This is a genomic window from Antribacter soli, assembly GCF_021568775.1.
In the GTDB taxonomy this organism is placed as follows: Bacteria; Actinomycetota; Actinomycetes; order Actinomycetales; family Cellulomonadaceae; genus Antribacter; species Antribacter soli.
This window is the reverse complement of sequence record NZ_JAKGSG010000054.1, coordinates 50,938-67,658: the sequence shown is the minus strand read 5'-3', so window position 1 is coordinate 67,658 and position 16,721 is coordinate 50,938. Positions and strand designations below refer to the sequence as shown.

Annotated in this window: 14 protein-coding genes; 10 read left to right on the top strand and 4 right to left on the bottom strand. The window is 71.9% G+C overall.

What is annotated here, in order from left to right; translation table 11 throughout:
* The 8 genes from L1785_RS19430 to L1785_RS19395 all read left to right on the top strand — a co-directional run.
* A partial coding sequence (locus L1785_RS19430; RefSeq protein WP_236090958.1) for a methyl-accepting chemotaxis protein occupies positions 1-1,670 on the top strand: 1,670 nt, incomplete at its 5' end.
* 70 nt (positions 1,671-1,740) lie between these two features.
* Positions 1,741-2,280 carry a HAMP domain-containing protein gene (locus L1785_RS19425; protein ID WP_236090957.1) on the top strand — a complete coding sequence of 180 codons (540 nt, stop codon included), beginning with the start codon at positions 1,741-1,743 and terminating at the stop codon, positions 2,278-2,280.
* Entirely contained in the window at positions 2,277-2,723 is a 447-nt protein-coding gene (locus L1785_RS19420; RefSeq protein WP_236090956.1) for a chemotaxis protein CheW, read from the top strand. Before L1785_RS19425 ends, L1785_RS19420 begins: the two co-directional genes overlap by 4 nt.
* Complete coding sequence (locus L1785_RS19415; protein WP_236090955.1) at positions 2,723-4,789, top strand: hybrid sensor histidine kinase/response regulator; 2,067 nt, start codon at positions 2,723-2,725, stop codon at positions 4,787-4,789. Before L1785_RS19420 ends, L1785_RS19415 begins: the two co-directional genes overlap by 1 nt.
* The gene (locus L1785_RS19410) at positions 4,786-5,832 is read left to right on the top strand and encodes a chemotaxis protein CheB (protein ID WP_236090954.1); all 1,047 of its coding nucleotides are present in this window, start codon (positions 4,786-4,788) and stop codon (positions 5,830-5,832) included. The genes L1785_RS19415 and L1785_RS19410 overlap by 4 nt, the downstream gene beginning before the upstream one ends.
* A complete protein-coding gene (locus L1785_RS19405) occupies positions 5,829-7,085 on the top strand; it encodes a CheR family methyltransferase (RefSeq protein ID WP_236090953.1) in 1,257 nt (418 codons plus the stop codon). Before L1785_RS19410 ends, L1785_RS19405 begins: the two co-directional genes overlap by 4 nt.
* A gap of 11 nt (positions 7,086-7,096) precedes the next feature.
* Complete coding sequence (locus L1785_RS19400) at positions 7,097-7,477, top strand: chemotaxis protein CheW (protein WP_236090952.1); 381 nt, start codon at positions 7,097-7,099, stop codon at positions 7,475-7,477.
* The gene (locus tag L1785_RS19395) at positions 7,474-8,409 is read left to right on the top strand and encodes a GGDEF domain-containing response regulator (RefSeq protein WP_236090951.1); all 936 of its coding nucleotides are present in this window, start codon (positions 7,474-7,476) and stop codon (positions 8,407-8,409) included. The genes L1785_RS19400 and L1785_RS19395 overlap by 4 nt, the downstream gene beginning before the upstream one ends.
* A gap of 46 nt (positions 8,410-8,455) precedes the next feature.
* Here the strand turns inward: L1785_RS19395 and L1785_RS19390 are convergent, their stop codons facing one another.
* Positions 8,456-9,004 carry a dihydrofolate reductase family protein gene (locus L1785_RS19390; protein WP_236090950.1) on the bottom strand — a complete coding sequence of 183 codons (549 nt, stop codon included), beginning with the start codon at positions 9,002-9,004 and terminating at the stop codon, positions 8,456-8,458.
* A 53-nt stretch (positions 9,005-9,057) separates the two neighbouring features.
* On the opposite strand from L1785_RS19390, the gene L1785_RS19385 reads away from it, so the two are divergent.
* The gene (locus L1785_RS19385; RefSeq protein ID WP_236090949.1) at positions 9,058-9,447 is read left to right on the top strand and encodes a hypothetical protein; all 390 of its coding nucleotides are present in this window, start codon (positions 9,058-9,060) and stop codon (positions 9,445-9,447) included.
* A gap of 38 nt (positions 9,448-9,485) precedes the next feature.
* On the opposite strand, the gene L1785_RS19380 is transcribed toward L1785_RS19385, so the two are convergent.
* Both L1785_RS19380 and L1785_RS19375 read right to left on the bottom strand, forming a co-directional pair.
* A complete protein-coding gene (locus L1785_RS19380) occupies positions 9,486-10,766 on the bottom strand; it encodes a cellulase-like family protein (protein ID WP_236090948.1) in 1,281 nt (426 codons plus the stop codon).
* Positions 10,767-10,778: 12 nt separating this feature from the next.
* A complete protein-coding gene (locus L1785_RS19375) occupies positions 10,779-14,249 on the bottom strand; it encodes a DUF5107 domain-containing protein (protein ID WP_236090947.1) in 3,471 nt (1,156 codons plus the stop codon).
* 36 nt (positions 14,250-14,285) lie between these two features.
* Here L1785_RS19375 and L1785_RS19370 point away from each other — a divergent pair, with 36 nt between their 5' ends.
* Positions 14,286-15,218, top strand: a complete 933-nt coding sequence (locus L1785_RS19370; protein ID WP_236090946.1) for an AraC family transcriptional regulator — start codon at positions 14,286-14,288, stop codon at positions 15,216-15,218.
* 58 nt (positions 15,219-15,276) lie between these two features.
* Here L1785_RS19370 and L1785_RS19365 read toward each other — a convergent pair whose 3' ends face one another.
* Complete coding sequence (locus L1785_RS19365) at positions 15,277-16,704, bottom strand: FAD-dependent oxidoreductase (RefSeq protein WP_236090945.1); 1,428 nt, start codon at positions 16,702-16,704, stop codon at positions 15,277-15,279.
* Between the last annotated feature and the right edge of the window lie 17 nt (positions 16,705-16,721).

Here is a 16,721-nt window from a genome sequence, read left to right as displayed (position 1 = left end):
TGGCGGCAATGTTGTTGGTCTCGGTGCCGGTGATGGTCGCGCTGGCGGTCCTGTTGACGAACTCGGCGTCGGACAGCCTGACCGCCGCCGCCGAGCGCGAGGGGCAGACCGTCGCCCACGCGGTCACGCTGCGGTTGGAGGACTGGCTGTCCGAACGCCGCGAGAGCCTGACCGTGCTCGCCGAGACCGCTGCCGAGGACCCGACCGCCGAGGCGACACACGCCGCGCTGGCCCACGTCGCCGAGACCGGCGGCCACTTCACCCAGATCGAGATCGCCGACCTGGCCGGCAACGTGCTGTTGACCAGCCAAGGCAGTGCCGGCATCGACCCGACCGGGCAGGAGTGGTTCGCCCGCGTCGCCGAAGGTGAGCCCGTCCTGACCGCGCCGGTCCGGCAGGGCGACCACATCGAGTGGGTCATGGCGCAGCCGGTGCTGGGCGAGGACGGCCGCCCGCTCGCCGTCCTGGTCGGCAACCTCAACGCGGCCGAGCTCTCCGACGTGCTCAACCCCGAGCTGGAGGGCAGCGAGGTACTCGCCGTGGACTCGGAGCATCGCCTCATCTACAGCACCGAGGACATGGGCCACGCCGCCGACGACACCGCGATGCTGGCCGCCGGCGCGCTCAGCACCACCGTCGAGAACGCCGCCACCCAGGCAGCGACCAGCACCGGCCGGCCCGGTGCCGCGCGATTCATCGACCCGCACGGCCACGACGTCATCGGCGGATACGACCACGTCGAGGACCTGAACTGGATCGTCATCGCCCAGGAGCACGCCGACACCCTGCTCGCCCCGATCACCACCGAGCGCCAGTACGCCCTCGCGGTCGGTGCGGTCGGAGCCCTGCTCGCCGTCGGAGCCGCGCTCGTCTTCGGTGTCCGCGAGGCGCGGAACCTACGGGGAATCGCGGACGAGACGACGACTGCGGGTGTGGAGGTGAACTCGGCCGCGGCGGAGCTGTCGGCGTCCTCCGACGAGCTGGCCGCGACGACCACCCAGCAGAGCGCCGCGTTCACCCAGGTCGCGGCGACCACCGAGGAGCTGGCCCGGTCCTCGGCCGCGATCGCCGAGACCGTCGGCAAGGTCGCCCGCCAGACCGCCGAGACCCGGGACAACCTCGAGCAGGCCGAAGGCGACATCTCCACGTCCAGTGAACGCACCTTGGCACTCGCCGGCCGGGTCAACGACATCGACGGCCTGCTCGACCTGATCAACGACATCGCCGACCAGACCAACCTGCTCGCCCTCAACGCCGCGATCGAGGCCGCCCGCGCCGGCGAGAACGGGCGTGGCTTCGCAGTCGTGGCCGACGAGGTACGCCGCCTGGCCGAACGCTCCAAGACCTCCGCCGGCAACATCGCCACGATCGTCGCGGCGGTCCAGGACGAGACCAACGCCACGGTCATGGCCATGGAAAAAGGCGCCAAGCAGATGCAGCAGGGCCTGACACTGCTCGAGGCCGTGACCGACGCCCACGACCAGGTCCGCCTCACCACCCAGCAACAGCGCAGCGCCACCGCTCAGGTCGTGGAAACCATGGAACAGCTCACCGACGCCAGCCGCCAGGTCTCGGCCACCGCCCAGCAGATCGCCGACGCCGCGGGCAACCTCGCCGACCTCGCCGGAAACCTCGAGACCACCGCAGCCACGGCAAGGGACCGGTACTGACATGAAGGTGCCAGACGCAGCAGGGTGGCGCACGCTGCACCGCCGCTTCGCGTTTCGCTTGGTGGCGGCAATGTTGTTGGTCTCGGTGCCGGTGATGGTCGCGCTGGCGGTCCTGTTGACGAACTCGGCGTCGGACAGCCTGACCGCCGCCGCCGAGCGCGAGGGGCAGACCGTCGCCCACGCGGTCACGCTGCGGTTGGAGGACTGGCTGTCCGAACGCCGCGAGAGCCTGACCGTGCTCGCCGAGACCGCTGCACTGGCCGAGGTGGCGCGGAGGGTCGCGGACGGCGACCCGGATGCCCGTTTCCGGCCTGAGGGTTCGAAGGAGCTCGTGGTGCTTGGCGAGTCCTTCAACGCGATGCTCGACACCGGAAGGCGGGTCGCTGCCCAGGTCAAGACTGCGGGTGTGGAGGTGGTCCGCCTCACCACCCAGCAACAGCGCAGCGCCACCGCTCAGGTCGTCGAGACCATGGAACAGCTCACCGACGCCAGCCGCCAGGTCTCGGCCACCGCCCAGCAGATCGCCGACGCCGCCGGCAACCTCGCCGACCTCGCCGGAAACCTCGAGACCACCGCAGCCACGGCGGCGGGCGGCAGCGGGTTCCGATGACCGACGTTCACGTCCTGCTGCTCCCGGTCGGAGCCGACCTCTACGCACTGCCGGTGGACTGGGCGTGCGAGGTCGTCACTGCTCCGACCCTGACACCGTTGGCGACCGCGCCGCCGGTGGTGATCGGTCTGTTCAACCTGCGGGGCCAGATCGTCCCGTTGCTCGACACAGCGGGTCTCCTGGGCCTGGGCAGGGTCGAGGCGACGGCGTTCGCGGTGGTCGTGACCGGCGCACACGGTCTCGCCGCACTGGCGACGACCGGCTTTCCTCGTCGTCAGATGCTCGACGTGCCCACCGGCCCCTCCGACCTGCCGGGTACCACGGGGCTCTATCAGGTGGGCCAGCAGGTGGCCGCGCTGCTCGACCCACCGGCTCTGCTGTCCCCCGAGCGAGTCCGGGACCCCGCCGCACGGCTCGACCTGACCTCGACAGGGGGCGGCTGATGTCGGGCATGAGCCCCGAGCGGGTGCGGCGGCTCTTCGCGCAGGAGGCTGAGGTCCGGCTCGCCGAGCTCGGCAGGCTGCTGCTCCGGCTGGAGCAGAACGTCGACGACGAGACGCTCGTGGGGTCCGTCTTTCGCGAGCTGCACACCCTCAAGGGCTCGGCCGCCGTCGCAGGGCTCGACGAGGTGAGCCGCATGGCGCACCACCTCGAGGAGGTGGTCGAAGAGGTGCGGGCCGGTCGGCGACCGATCACCGCCGAGGTGATCGACATGCTGCTGCGGGGCACCGACCAGCTCGGCGCGGCCGTCTCCGGGACGCAGGTCGACGGGCCGGAGGTTGACTCCACGCACGCCGAGCCCGCGACGACGAACGGACTGCAGAAGCCACGACCCTCCGAAGCGCGGCCCCCTGCCCGCCCGACCACTCCCCCACCTGTGGATCGGGCTTCCGTACCCGCCGGCGCGCGATCCGATCCGCCTGAAGGGCCGGCGGGCGGCGGCGGCTTCATCATGGTTCCCGTCGAACGTCTGGAGGAGCTCACTCGCCTCGTCGGGGAGACCGCCTCGGCTCAGCTTCGCGTCGGGCGGATGCTCAACGACAGGTTTCACGTCGACCCGGCCACCTGCGCCGAGTTCAACGAGCTGTCCCGCTCGCTCAACGACCTGCGCGAGCACGCGATGCGCGCGCAGATGGTGCCGGTGTCCACCATCACCGACCAGCTCCACCGGGCGGTGCGCGACCTGTCCCGCGCCCAGGGCAAGGACGTCCGCTGGGAAGCGGAGGGCATCGACACCGAGATGGACCGCGGCGTGCTGCACCGGTTGTCCGACTCCGTCATGCACCTGGTCCGCAACGCGATCGACCACGGCATCGAGTCGCCCGCGGAGCGAGAGCGGGCCGGAAAGCAGCCCCGGGCGACGCTGCGGCTCCACGCGATGCAGCTCGGCGCCGAGGTCATCATCGCGGTGAGCGACGACGGCCGGGGCATCGACACGGAGAGCGTCGAGCGGGAGGCGAACCGCCTCGGGATCGACATCGAGGGGCTGACCCAGGAGGAGCGTCTCGGGCTGAGCTTCCGGGCCGGCTTGTCGACAGCGCAGTTCGTCACCGACGTCTCCGGACGCGGAGTCGGCCTCGACGTCGTGCGGACCAGTGTCGAGGCGGCTCAGGGCCGGGTGGAGGTTCGTTCGGAACCCGGCGTCGGCACCGAGTTCAGGATCATCGTGCCGATCACGGTGGCCGTGCTGCGCTGCCTGCTCGTCGAGGCCGCCGGCCAGCGCTTCGCGCTGCCCTTCCATCGAGTGCTGCTCTCCCAGGCTCACGAGCCGTCCACGGTTACGCATGCCGAGGGAAGGCCGGTGGTGTGGGTGGACGGACATCCGGTGCCTGTGAGACCGCTGGGCGAGACGCTCGGACTCGCCGGGGGCGGGAAGCCCGAGGGGCCGGTCGTGGTGCTCGCCGGCGCCTCCCGGAGGCACGCGTTCGGCGTCGACCGGCTGGTCGGCCAGCGCGACGTGGTCATCAAGGCACTCAGCCCTCTGCTCCCTCGCCTGCCGTTGGTCGCAGGCGCCGGCGTGGAGCCTGACGGCTCGATCCTGGTCGTGCTCGACCCACCCGGCCTGATCGAGCGGGCGGGTCAGACGGGCCGGACGAGCGGGCCGAAGGCACCCGCCGTGGGACCTGGAGCAGCTCGGCGCAGCGTGCTCGTCGTCGACGACGCGCTCGTCGTGCGCGAGCTGCAGCGCGGCATCCTCGAGCGAGCCGGGTTCGACGTACGGGTCGCGACCGATGGGCAGCACGCCCTGACGAAGCTCGCCCAGGAACGCAGCGACCTCGTCGTCACCGACATCGAGATGCCCACGATGGACGGATTCGCGCTGACCGAGGCGATCCGGGCTCATCCGAGCCTGGCCAACACTCCGGTGCTCATCGTGAGCTCCCGCGCCAGTGATTCCGACCGGCAGCGGGGTATGGACGCGGGCGCCGACGGCTACATCACCAAGAGCGCGTTCGACGAGACCAGCCTGGTGACCGCGGTGAACCGCCTCCTGGGGGTGACGGCATGAGGGGCGGAACCGACGGCGGCCGGATTCGCGTGCTCCTCGTCGAGGACGCGTCCGCGCAGCGGAGCCAGCTCGTGTCGATCCTGCAGGCTCAGGGCGACATCGCCGTCACGGACTGCTCCTCGACCGCCGCGGAGGCCATCGAACTGGTCGCGACGTCACGTCCCGACGTCGTCGTCCTCGACCTGCACCTCCGGGACGGGCAGAGCCAGCGAACCATCGAGCAGATCATGGCGCGAACGCCCACGCCGATCCTGATCCTGTCAGCCCACATCCTTGACCGGCGCGCGCCCTCGGCGGTCGCTGCCCTCGTCGCCGGCGCCCTCGAGGCCCTGCCGCGGCCTCAACTGTGGACGACCGCAGAGGGCGCGGAGCTGCGGCGAGCCGTTCGCCAGATCAGCAACGTCCACGTCATCCGCCATCCGCGGGGCAACAAGGCGCCGGACCCACCGCGCTACGCCGCACCGCGCTCCGGGCAGCAACCAGTCGTGGCGATCGCCGCCTCGACCGGAGGCCCCAGCGCCCTGGCGACCCTGCTCGGGGGCTTGGTCGGACTCCAGGCTCCGGTGCTGGTGGTCCAGCACCTGCACCCCGACTTCACCACGAGTCTCGTCGAATGGATGTCCCGGGTCTCCGCGCTCCCCGTCGAGACTGCCGGTCACCAGCAGATCGCCCGACCCGGGCGGGTCTACTTCGCCCCGGGCGGCCGTCATCTGCACTATGCGGCCGGTGGCATGCTCGAGCTGGTCGAGTCGCCGGTCACGACGCACCGGCCGTCGGCAGACGAGCTGTTCCGATCGGTGGCCCGAACCGCCGGTCGGGCGGGGGTCGGCGTGCTGCTCACCGGCATGGGCGACGACGGGGCGCTGGGCCTGCTGGCGATCCACCGGAGCGGTGGCTCGACCCTCGCCCAGGACGAAGGCTCGTCCACGGTGTTCGGGATGCCGAAAGCAGCCGTCGGGGTCGGCGCGGTGACCGAGCTGCTCCGGATCGACAAGCTGGCCGACGCCGTGCAGCAGGCCGTGCGGGAGGTGGTGCGCGGATGACGCACAGCCACGCCTTCGAGACCGTCGTCGACCAGGCGGCCGACCTGCTCCACCTGCGCATCGGACTGCGCCAGGACAAGACCTTGCGAGGGCGCCTGCGCCGCGCCGTCCGGGAGGAGGCCGCGCGCCACGGCCAGGATCCCACGGCGTATCTCGACAGGCTGATGGTGGACGCCGAGTGGCTCCAGGGCCTGATGGACCGGGTCACGGTGCAGGAGACGGGATTCTTCCGCCATCCCGAGCAGTTCGAGGTGCTGGTCCGCGAGGTGCTGCCGAACGTGCCCCGTCCGGTGCGGATCTGGAGCGCTGGGTGCGCCAACGGCCAGGAGGCCTACACGTTGGCGATGCTGCTGGAGGAGCACCGTATCGACGGCTCGGTGATCGCCACCGACCTCTCGACCGCGGCGCTGCGGCGGACGGCGGCCGGACGCTATTCCGGCCGCGAGGTCTCCGGCCTCTCGCCGAACCGGATCGAGCGCCACTTCACGCGCACCGGGGACAACTGGGAGGTCAAGAAGTCCGTCCGGGCCCGGGTCGGCACGCTGCACCACAACCTCCTGGACCCGCTCCCGCCCGAGGTCCTGTCGTGCCAGGTGGTCTTCTGCCGCAACGTGCTCATCTACCTCTCCCCCGAGCAGGTCCGCCTGTTCCTCGACCGGATCGCCAGGAGCCTCACGCCGACCACGACGCTCGTCATCGGCGCGGCCGAGACGATCTGGCAGGCCTCCGACCGCTTCCGAGCCGTCAACATGGGCGACACCTTCATCTACCGCCAACGCGTCGCCGGCCTGGGCTCCGCACCGCGGCGCGCCGGCCAGGACGAGCCCGCCCGACGACACGCGGCCCCGACGGCCACACCTCGCCCGCGTTCGGGGAACCCGACGCGGGCGTCCCGGGTCGCCCCCGGCGGGTCCACCCGCTCGATCACGAGGGCCGAACGACCGCCGGCCGCACCCGAGCCCGCTGAACCCGCCGATCGGCTGGAGACGGCGGGCCAGTACGCCATCGCCGCGGGCGACTACGACGCGGCGGTCGTGGCATTTCGCAAGTGGGCCTACCTCGAGCCGCACGACCCGGTCGCACAGCTGAACCTGGGGCTGGCGCTCGAGGCGGCGGGCGACGAGGGCTCGGCGAGGCGCGCCTTCGCGGCCGCACGCCGCGCCCTGACCGACGCCGGTCCCGACCACACGCCCGCCGGGCTCGAGGGCTATGCGGCGGCCGAGCTCCTCAAGCTGCTCGACTCCAAGGCGTGAAGGGGCCCCTGATGACGACGATGGTCTGCTTCCAGGCGGCCGGCGCGGCCTACTGCCTGCCCCTGCAGGCGGCTCGCTCGGTCCGCACGACCGCGGACCTGGTCTCGCTGCCGGACCCGGCCGCCGACGTCGCCGGCATCATCCCGGGGGACCCACCCCTGACCGTGATCTCACCGCTCGAGAACGACGGCCGGCACATCCTGGTGATCGAGGCGAACGGCAAGACCTTCGGTCTGCTCGTCGACGTCGTCACCGGCATCCGGCAGGTCGAAAGCGCCGACATCCGGCCGGCACCGAAGGGCCAGGGCCGACCCCTCGTCGCCGGGACGTTCGACACCGACGGCCACCTGGTCTTCGTCGCCGACCCGACGGCACTGGCAGAACGACTGTGACCACCGCGACGATCCTGATCGCCGACGACTCGCTCGTGATCCGCGCCGTGGTCCGAGACGGGCTGGAGAACGAGGGCTACCGGGTCATCGAGGCCGTGGACGGGCTGGACGCGCTCCGGCAGTGTCGCGAGGACCCGCCCGACGTCGTGCTGCTCGACGTCGAGATGCCCGGGCTCGACGGATTCCAGGTGCTCACCGCGCTCAAGGGCGATGCCGAGCTCCGGGACATCCCGGTCGTGTTCCTCACCGGCCGGAACACCATGAACGATGTCGTGGCCGGGCTGCGCGGCGGCGCGCACGACTACCTCAGGAAACCCTTCGAGGCCGCCGAGCTGCTCGCCCGCGTCGGGGCGGCGTCCCACATCAAGATGCTCCAGGATCAGCTCCAGCAGCGCAACGCCGAGCTGGAGCGCCTGAGCCGCACCGACTCGCTCACGGGCCTCTACAACCGTCGGCACCTCGTCGAGGAGCTCAACCGCCGGCACCACGACTCCGTCCGCCACCAGTACCCCCTGTGCGTTGCGCTGCTCGACCTCGACCTCTTCAAACAGATCAACGACACCTACGGCCACTCGGCCGGCGACCAGGTGCTTCACGCCTTCGCCGGCCACCTGCACAGCGAGCTGCGCGCGGGGGACGTCGCCGGTCGCTGGGGTGGTGAGGAGTTCCTCGTCATCCTGCCGCACACGGATCTCGACGGAGCACTCGCGGTCGCGGAGCGGATCCGCTCGGCGACCGCTGCGGAGCCCGTCTCCGTCGACGGCCAGAGGATCACCGTCACTGTCAGCGGCGGGTGCGCGCTCGGTCCCGCTGACTCTCCTGAGGCCATCGTCCATCTCGCCGACGTCGGCCTGTATCGCGCGAAGTCCTCGGGGCGAAACCAGATCGCCACCGCTCCCCCATCACCCGGGGCGGTCCAGATGACCCGATGAAATGACCTCGATACCGGGGCAACGATGAATGGCGGCGGTGCGATGGCTACCTTCTCGGCTCGTACCGCATCGCCATTGCCCCCGAGCCGAACTCCAGCCGGCTCACGAGCAACAGGTCGACATATTTCGACAGCCCCGCGAACAACGTCGGTCCGTGCCCCGCGAGCCTGGGATGCACCACGAACTCGTACTCATCGATCAATCCCAGCTCCGTCAGCGCCAGTGGGAGCTTCACACCTCCGACGAACAGTCCCTTGCCCGACTCCTCCTTGAGCCGCTGAACGGCCTCGCCCAGATCCGCGCGCACGAGTTCCGCGTTCCAGTCGACCTGCTCCAGGGTGCTCGACACGACGTACTTCTTTGCCGCGTTGATCGTCCGGGCGAAGGGTTCCGTCCAATCAGGTCTCGCTCCGGTCGGAGCCGGCGGACGCCACGCTGATTCCATCATTTCGTAAGTCACTCGGCCAAAGAGAAGGGCATCGGCCCGGCTGAGGTTCTCGACCGCGTGACGATGCAATTCTTCGTCCGCAGGGATTGCACGATGATCGCAGCACCCGTCCAGTGTGACGTTGATGGAATACCGGAGGGGTCGCATTTCGCAAGAGTACCGCGATGGGTGACACCGGCGATGTCGCTTATGCTCCCATCGTGATCGCCGCCATCCTCTTCGCCGTCGTCATCGGCGGGCTGGTCGTCTTCCAGCTCGCGCTCGCCTTCGGTGCACCGTGGGGGCGGTTCGCCTGGGGTGGCCGGCATCCCGGGGTGCTGCCCGTCGGGTATCGGATCGGCTCCGGCATCTCGGTCCTGGTCTACGCGGTTCTCGCGCTGCTGGCCCTCGATCTGGGCAGCGTGATCGACGTCGTGCCGAACGCGGCGTCGCAGGTCGGGATGTGGGTGGTGTTCGGCTTCCTCGCCCTGGGCGTGATCATGAACGCGATCTCCCGGTCCAAGCCGGAGCGGTACGTGATGACGCCGGTCGCACTCGTGCTCGCGATCCTTGCGTTCGTCGTCGCGGTGACCGTGCCGGTCGCGCAGTAGTCACCGGCGCACCGGCACCGCTGCGCTGATGCGGCTGCTCAGGCACGCGTGTCACCGAGGAGCAGGCGCCGGTTCCATCGCTGCTGCCACTCGACGTTCGCCCACCCGGGGTGGTGCGGGGCCGAGTTCGACCCGACGACTGCGCCCCAGGCTCCGTGCTCGATGCACCGGGTCATGGCGTGCTCCGCGAGGGTCCGGCCGACCGGACCGTCCTCGAACTCGGCCAGCAGGGGCGTGTACCCGATCCAGCCCTCGCCGATGACGAGCGGGGCCGCGGTCCGCTCGGCGAAGCGTGCAAGGACCTCGAGCCGGTCGTCGAGCGCCTGGGTCATGGCCTCGTGCCACCGCACGTAGTTCTCGTAGAGCCAGGTGTCCCAGCGCGTGGTGTCCACCCAGTCGTAGCTGAAGAACATGCTGGTCGACACCCCGGTCGCCGACAGACGCCACGGCTCGACCCTGCCCTCGTAGGAGGCGACGTCTGGCGCGTCGTCCCGCAGCAGCGAGCGGAGCTCCGGGGAGGGGAAGCCGGAGGTGGCGCGGACGCCGGCCCAGCGTTCCAGCGCCCCGAGGACCCCGTAGACGTAGACGTGGAAGTGGGCGACCTGACCGTTGCCCGGCACCGCCGCCATGTCGAGGTGCGGCGGGATGCCGTAGCAGCTCGTCGCGAGAACGTCGGGGTGGCGCTCGCGCATGCGCGCGACGGCGACCTCGACGTACGGTCGCTGCAGCCGGTAGGGGTCCTGCTGGCTCCCCCCGCCGGCAAGGGTGAGGCGGCTGAGGTCGACCTCGTTGTGCAGCTCGGCATAGGCGATGTTGTCGGCTAGGTCCTCGTCCTTGAGCCACTGCACCAGCTCGCCCATCGCATCGGCCATGACCGTGTGCCGGTCGTCCGGCGGGACGGCCAGGAGGGCGTCGTACCACTCGGACCCCTCGAGGAAGGCGGGGCTCTGCTGGTACTCCCAGGACGACAGGATCACGTAGCAGCCGTGGCGCCGTGCCGCGCGGAAGAGCTCCGCGAGGTGTGCCCGGCCGTCGAGGACGGCACCTCCGGCGACGTCGTACCACCGGGTCCGGACTCCGACGTCACCGCCGAGCCCGGTGAACCGCAAGGCCGTGGTGTCGATGCCGTGGTCGCCGAAGAGCAGGAACGGCATCGCACAGATGCGCACCGTGTTGTAGCCGCGCTCGACGGCCTGCTCGAACGCGGCGTCGAGGTCGGCGAAGGGCTCGCCGGGGGTGGTCTGGGTGTACCAGGTGAAGTCCCACAACGTGATCGTCAGGCGCGGCGGGAGATGCTGGGGAACCCCCGAGGGGTGCATGAGGGACAAGGTTCATGCCTTTCGGTAGGTCGAGGCTGATCGCGGGGAGTGCCGCGTCGCAGTGGTGCCCGCAGACGCGGCGGCGAGCTGCCGCCGGACGTCGAGCGCACGCACGCGCACCGGGTCGCGGTCGAGGACGCGGGCGAGGAGCTCGGCCGCGCGGTCCCGCGCACCGGCCAGCGCGGCGAGCTGGGCCTGGAGCAGCAGGACGGTGGTGTCGGCGGTGGCCTGGACGTCCTCGGTGAACAGCAGCATCGCGGGCAGCGACGTAGCGAAGTAGTCGACCGTCGCCGGCTCGTCCTGCAGCTCCCGGACGTACGCCGCGAGCCCGTCGACGAGCACGGCTTCCGTGGCCGTGTCCCGCAGGCGGCGGCCGGCCAGCACGGAGTAGTACGTCATCTCCGAGTACGGCATCGCGCTCATGGTCCGGAAGTCGCCGGCGAACCCTGCGGCCTGCCTCCAGGCCTCGCGTGCCCCGTCGGGGTCGCCGGCGGCGTCTCGTGCGTCGCCGAGCGTCAGCCACAGGTGCGAGCAGTTGGCGAGCGGGTGGCGGCCCTCGCCGAGGGTCGCGGGCGGCGCGAACGCCTCTTCGAGCAGAGCGACCGCACGCTGCGGGTCGGCGTCCGTCAGGGCGCGGCGGGCGAGGGCGAGCAGCGCCTCGTCCCACGCGCCGAGCACGCGGCCCTCACCGCCCTCCCACGGCTGGAAGCGGCGTCGGCGCAGCACCTCCAACGCCTCGTCGGCGCGCTCGAGCGCGGTCAGGAGCTCGGCACGCGTGATCGTCAGGTCGTCGCGTTGCTCGACGACGTGCCGGAGCGACGTGAACCGGTCCAGGCGCTCCTGCGGAGGCGCGCCGGCCCGATTCGCCAGCTGGTCGGACTCGTACACGAGCCGGGGGTCGTCCGGCGACACCTCGAGCGCACGCTCGTACCAGTACGCGGCCTCGTCGGGTCGCCCGAGCACGTTCACTGTCGCGACGGCAAGGTTCCTCCGCACGACGGCGTCGCCCCCGTCGAGGTCGACCGACCGGCGCCACGCGTCGACCGCGTCGTCGTGGCGGTGCTCGGCGTAGAGCCAGTGACCCAGCAGCGCCCAGGCGCGCGAGTCGCCGGGCCGTGCGGCGCAGGTGCGGCGCAGCATGTCGGCGTCGTCCGGCCGCGAGGCCAGACAGTAGGTGAGGTCGGCCGAGCGCGCGGCGGCGTGCGCCTGCTCGGCCTCGGTGGCGCGTCGGGCCTGGCGCAGCAGGTCGGCACGGTGGTAGAGGGCCAGCGGCGCCACGTTGACCTGCCCAGCGGCGGTGGGCAGCCCGGCCGCGCGCTCCAGCAGCCGCAGGGCGCTGTCCAGCTCGCCGACCGAGACGTACTCGAGCGCGATGTCCACGCAGGTCGGGGCGTCGGCGTCGACCGGGTCGCCCGCGAGGTCGCGCGCCCACCAGTCCAGGGGGTCGATCGCCGTCGTCCCGCGGAGCAGCTCGTCCGCCTCGGCGGCCCGGCCGGTGCGCCGCAACGCGAGCACGGCGACCGCGCGGGCCTGGAGCTGACCGTGGTCTACCGCGATCACGTCACGCGCCCGGGCCAGGGCGGCGTCGTGGTCGCCACGGGCGGCGTCCAGGCGGGCCATGGCGAGCCAGGCCGGCGACCGCCAGGCGGCGGTCCAGGCGGCCTTGCCGTAGGCGTCGTACGCCTCGGTCGGGCGGCCCGTACGCTCGAGCACACGCGCGAGCTGGTAGAACGCCTCGCCGTCCGCGGGATTGGGGTTGAGGCGGGTCAGGCGCGCGACGGCGGCGCGCAGGTGGCGCTCGGCCTCGTCGTACCGCCCGGAGCGCAGACGCCGGACGCCGAGGGCGACGTTGGCGCGGCTGTCCTGCGGGTCCCGGCGCAGGGCCTCGAGCCAGTACGGCTCCGGCGACCGCGTCGCGTGCCGGTACTGCTCCAGGTGGGTCGCCGTGAGGTGCAGCTCCTCGACCGTCGCGACGGCCTCCGGGGCGGCGGGCTCACGGGCGGGCTCGGGACCGACGACGTCGGCCGGCGCCTCGCGGTGCCGCCAGCGTACGAGCTCGGTGCCCTCGTGGCTCACCGCGAGCGTCAGCGCCGTCGCGGCGTACGCGCCGGGGAGCTGCAGCCGCTTCACGACCGGGCGGGCCGGGTCGACGTCGGTGCGTACGGACCACACGACCTCGCCGTGCGGGTCGGTCAGGCGCAGTTCGACGTCGCGCCGCGCGGAGGTGAACGCGGCCCCGACCCGCACGTGCGTGACGGCGCCCGCGGAGCCGGCGTCGTCGTCCCCGCGGCCGTGCTGCGGGTCCGGCCCGGGGCTGATGTCGAGGCGGACCGCGGCGTCCAGGGTCGCCTGGTGGACCGGGCCCACGAGCCGGAACGGGTACCAGAACTGGCTGAACGCCTTGGTCTCCCCCGGGGCGAGGAACGTGAAGTCGGGCTGGTTGTCGGTGTACACCCCGGCCATCAGCTCGACGTAGGGACCGTCACCGTCCGTGAGGTTGGCGTCCCATGCCCGGCCGAACGGCGAGCTGCCCCAGGTCCACTGCTTCTTGCCCGGTGCGATGCGGTGGTCGGCCCAGTGGACGAACCCCCCACCGACGCCGTGGTCGTACCCGCCGAAGAAGTCGTCCTGGCTGCCCAGGCACATGTACGACGTCGGGACGGGGATGTTGCGGTACCGGTCGAGGCGGTCGGCGTCGGGGCGCGCCGGGCCGACCCGGGCGGGGTAGTCGACGCCATAGTACGGCCGGTCTGCCTGGGGGAAGGCCGTCACCGCGCGCTTGGCGTGGTCGGCCACGAAGCGGACGTCGGTCGGGAAGAAGGACTGGTAGTCGTCGTTCGCCCGAGCGGCGGCATTGGCCCACCACAGGAAGGTCTGCACGTCCTGCGTGCGGTTGAACAGCCGCCCGCGCACCTCGACGAGGTTGCTTCCCGGCCGCAGACGGATGCCGTGCATGCCCTTCATCCGGGCGAACGGGTCGAGGTCGGAGCACCACACGGTCACCGCGCCGTCGTCCTCGTGCTCGATGAACGAGTCGACGGGAAGGAACGTGGCCGGCCGGTGGTGCTGAGGCCAGTTGAACTCGACGCCGCCGGAGATCCACGGTCCGGCGAGGCCCACTAGGGCCGGCTTGATGACGTTGTTGCGGTAGAAGAAGTCGTAGCCGTTGGACTTGTCGAGGCCGACGTGGATGCGGCCGCCGAGCTCGGGCAGGACCATGAGCCGGACCCACTCGTTCTCCACGTGGATGGCGTCCCACGCGCGCGGCCGCTTCGCCGGCTCGATGCGCTCGTGGAACGGCAGCGGGTAGATCCGGCCCGACGAACCCTGGTAGACGCGGTGCTCCAGGTAGGCGGGATAGCGGTCCGGCGGGGCCGGTGCGTAGGTGTCGATGAGAACGGGCTCACGCCAGGCGGCGACCGCCGCGCCGGCCTGGTCCTCGGGGACCGGCGGCAGATGGAGACTGGACTCTTCCTCGAGCATGCCGATCACCGTAGGAGCGTCCAGTACCCTCCGAGAATGTCCGATCCTGCGAAGAACATGGACGAATCGACGATCCCGTCGTCGGAGGTTCCGGCGACCTCGCGCATCCGGGACGGGTTTCCCGGTCAACGCATGCGAGTCCTGCCTCGTCCGCTCGTGGCAGACGCTCGGCGTCGGCCGGCGACCTCGCAGGTGCTCGTCACCGACGTGGGCTTCTTCCCGCGTGCGTCGCAGCACGGCAGATCCAGGCCGCAGGGTGCGCCGCAGAACATCGTCATGGTCTGCGTGGCCGGACGAGGGTCCTGCTCGCTGCGCTCCGGCGTCCACCACGTGCGAGCCGGGGAGGCGCTCGTCATTCCTGCTGGCGAGCCGCACACCTACGAAGCGGACCCGGGCGACCCATGGACGATCTGGTGGATGCACATCATCGGTCACGCTGTCCCTGCGTTGTTCGCCACCATGGCCGCGACAGTGCAGCGGCCGGTCGTCCGGCTCGGCGACCCGCCGCGCGTCGTCGCTCTCATGGACACCGTCCTACGGCGCATGGAACGCGACGAGACCATGTCCAGCCTGGTCGCCGCGTCGGGTGCGGCCTGGCACGCGCTGGCGCTGATCGGCGCCGACCAGCGGACCGGCAGCGCTGAGGGTACCGACCCGGTCGAGAGCACCCTGGAGTTCCTGCGCGCCAACGTGTCCGAGCGCATCTCCGTCCCGGAGCTCGCCGGGATGGCGGGGTTCAGCCAGTCCCACTTCGCGGCGCTGTTCCGCAGGGCGACGGGCTTCGGCGTGCTGGAGTACCAGACCCGGCTGCGCATGGCGGCCGCGCGAGAGCTCCTCGACACCACCGACCGCACCGTCGGCTCGATCGGGCAGCAGGTCGGATACCCCGACCCGCTGTACTTCTCCCGCCAGTTCCGGCGCATCCACTCGATGAGCCCGAGTGAGTACCGCGCTCAGGTGCACGGTTGAGATGACGAGGCGGCGCAACCCCGCGGTGCCCGGTCCGGTCACCGCGGGGTCCGGCGTGTCAGGCAAGCGGGTCGCCCGAACGGCCGTGCAGCACCCCGGTGGCGAACCCGGGCTTCGCCCCCGCGCCCACCGGCACGCCGGGCGCCCCCACGCCGAGCTCGACCAGCTGCGGCCCGGCCGGGGTGCCGCAGCACCCGCCGGCGGCCAGCCCGTCCGAGGCCAGGGCCAGGTCCGAGGAGCACACGCCGGTCTCGGGCAGCTGCAGCTCGACGGCGTCCGCGGCTACGTGGTCCCCGGCCATGGCCGCCGCGATCGAGCGCACCTGCTCGTACCCGGTGGCGAGCAGGAACGTGGGCGCCCGCCCGTACGACTTCATGCCGGCCAGGTAGAAGCCCTCGTCCGGGTGGGCCAGGACCGACTCGCCGTGCGGCGGCACGGTCCCGCACGAGTGCAGGTTCGGGTCGATGAGCGGGGCCAGCCGGGCGGGCGCCTCGACCACGGGGTCGAGGTCCAGGCGCACCTCGCGCAGCATGCCCAGGTCCGGGCGGAACCCGGTCGCGTTGACGATCGCGTGCACCGCCAGGTCGAGGGCGCCGTCGGCCTGGTCGCGCCGGCCGGCGCCAACGACCCGGACGACGTCGCCGTCGGGCACCAGCCGGTCGACGACCACCCGGGTGACCAGGTCGAGCCGTCCCGCCTCGACCGCCTCGCGCAGCCGGACTCCGAGAAGGCCCCGCGCCGGTAGCTCGTCCGCCTCACCGCCGCCGTACAGGCGCACGGCGGACCCGCCGCGTATCGCCCACGTGATCCGCGTACCCGGATCGGCCTTGGCGAGCTCGGTGAGGGACAGCAACGTGTTCGCCGCCGAGTGCCCCATGCCGACGACGAGCGTGTGCCGGCCGGCGAACCGCGCCCGGTCGGCGCCGAGCACGTCGGGCAGCGGGCCGGTCAGGTAGGCGGTGGCGTCGGTCTCGCCGACGGCGGGCAGTCCCGACACGCCGACCGGGTTCGGCTGCCCGAACGTGCCCGAGGCGTCGATCACCGCCCGCGCCAGGACGTCCCGGGTCACGCCCGCGGCGTCGACCGAGCGGACCAGGTAGGGGCGCCGGTCGCGACCCACCGACCGCGTGCGGTCCGCACCCTCACGGGCGACCGCGGTCACCCTCGTCCCGAACCGGATCCGGTCGCGCAGCCCCGGCGTTGCGGCGAGCGGCGCCAGATAGTCGCGCACCAGCTCGGCACCGAGGGGCAGGACATCGGGGTCCGGTGCGGTCCATCCGGTCGGCGCGAGCATGCGGGCCGCGGCCGTGTCGACGTCGTACCGCCACGGCGAGAACAGGCGCACGTGGCCCCAGCTCGCCACCGCGGCGCCCGGGCCGTCCCCGGCCTCAAGCACCAGCGGCTCCAGGCCGCGCTCCAGCAGGTGCGCCGCCGCGGCCAGGCCCACCGGGCCCGCACCGACGACCACCACAGGCAGGGTCGTCATGCCGTCCTCCTCAGATC

What these genes read in the sequence shown, in the direction of transcription:
- L1785_RS19425 (WP_236090957.1), top strand. Translation starts at nt 1,741, where the DNA reads ATGTTGTTGGTCTCGGTGCCGGTGATGGTCGCGCTGGCGGTCCTGTTG.
- L1785_RS19420 (WP_236090956.1), top strand. Translation starts at nt 2,277, where the DNA reads ATGACCGACGTTCACGTCCTGCTGCTCCCGGTCGGAGCCGACCTCTAC.
- L1785_RS19415 (WP_236090955.1), top strand. Translation starts at nt 2,723, where the DNA reads ATGTCGGGCATGAGCCCCGAGCGGGTGCGGCGGCTCTTCGCGCAGGAG.
- L1785_RS19410 (WP_236090954.1), top strand. Translation starts at nt 4,786, where the DNA reads ATGAGGGGCGGAACCGACGGCGGCCGGATTCGCGTGCTCCTCGTCGAG.
- L1785_RS19405 (WP_236090953.1), top strand. Translation starts at nt 5,829, where the DNA reads ATGACGCACAGCCACGCCTTCGAGACCGTCGTCGACCAGGCGGCCGAC.
- L1785_RS19400 (WP_236090952.1), top strand. Translation starts at nt 7,097, where the DNA reads ATGACGACGATGGTCTGCTTCCAGGCGGCCGGCGCGGCCTACTGCCTG.
- L1785_RS19390 (WP_236090950.1), bottom strand. Translation starts at nt 9,004, where the DNA reads ATGCGACCCCTCCGGTATTCCATCAACGTCACACTGGACGGGTGCTGC.
- L1785_RS19380 (WP_236090948.1), bottom strand. Translation starts at nt 10,766, where the DNA reads ATGCACCCCTCGGGGGTTCCCCAGCATCTCCCGCCGCGCCTGACGATC.
- L1785_RS19375 (WP_236090947.1), bottom strand. Translation starts at nt 14,249, where the DNA reads ATGCTCGAGGAAGAGTCCAGTCTCCATCTGCCGCCGGTCCCCGAGGAC.
- L1785_RS19370 (WP_236090946.1), top strand. Translation starts at nt 14,286, where the DNA reads ATGTCCGATCCTGCGAAGAACATGGACGAATCGACGATCCCGTCGTCG.
- L1785_RS19365 (WP_236090945.1), bottom strand. Translation starts at nt 16,704, where the DNA reads ATGACGACCCTGCCTGTGGTGGTCGTCGGTGCGGGCCCGGTGGGCCTG.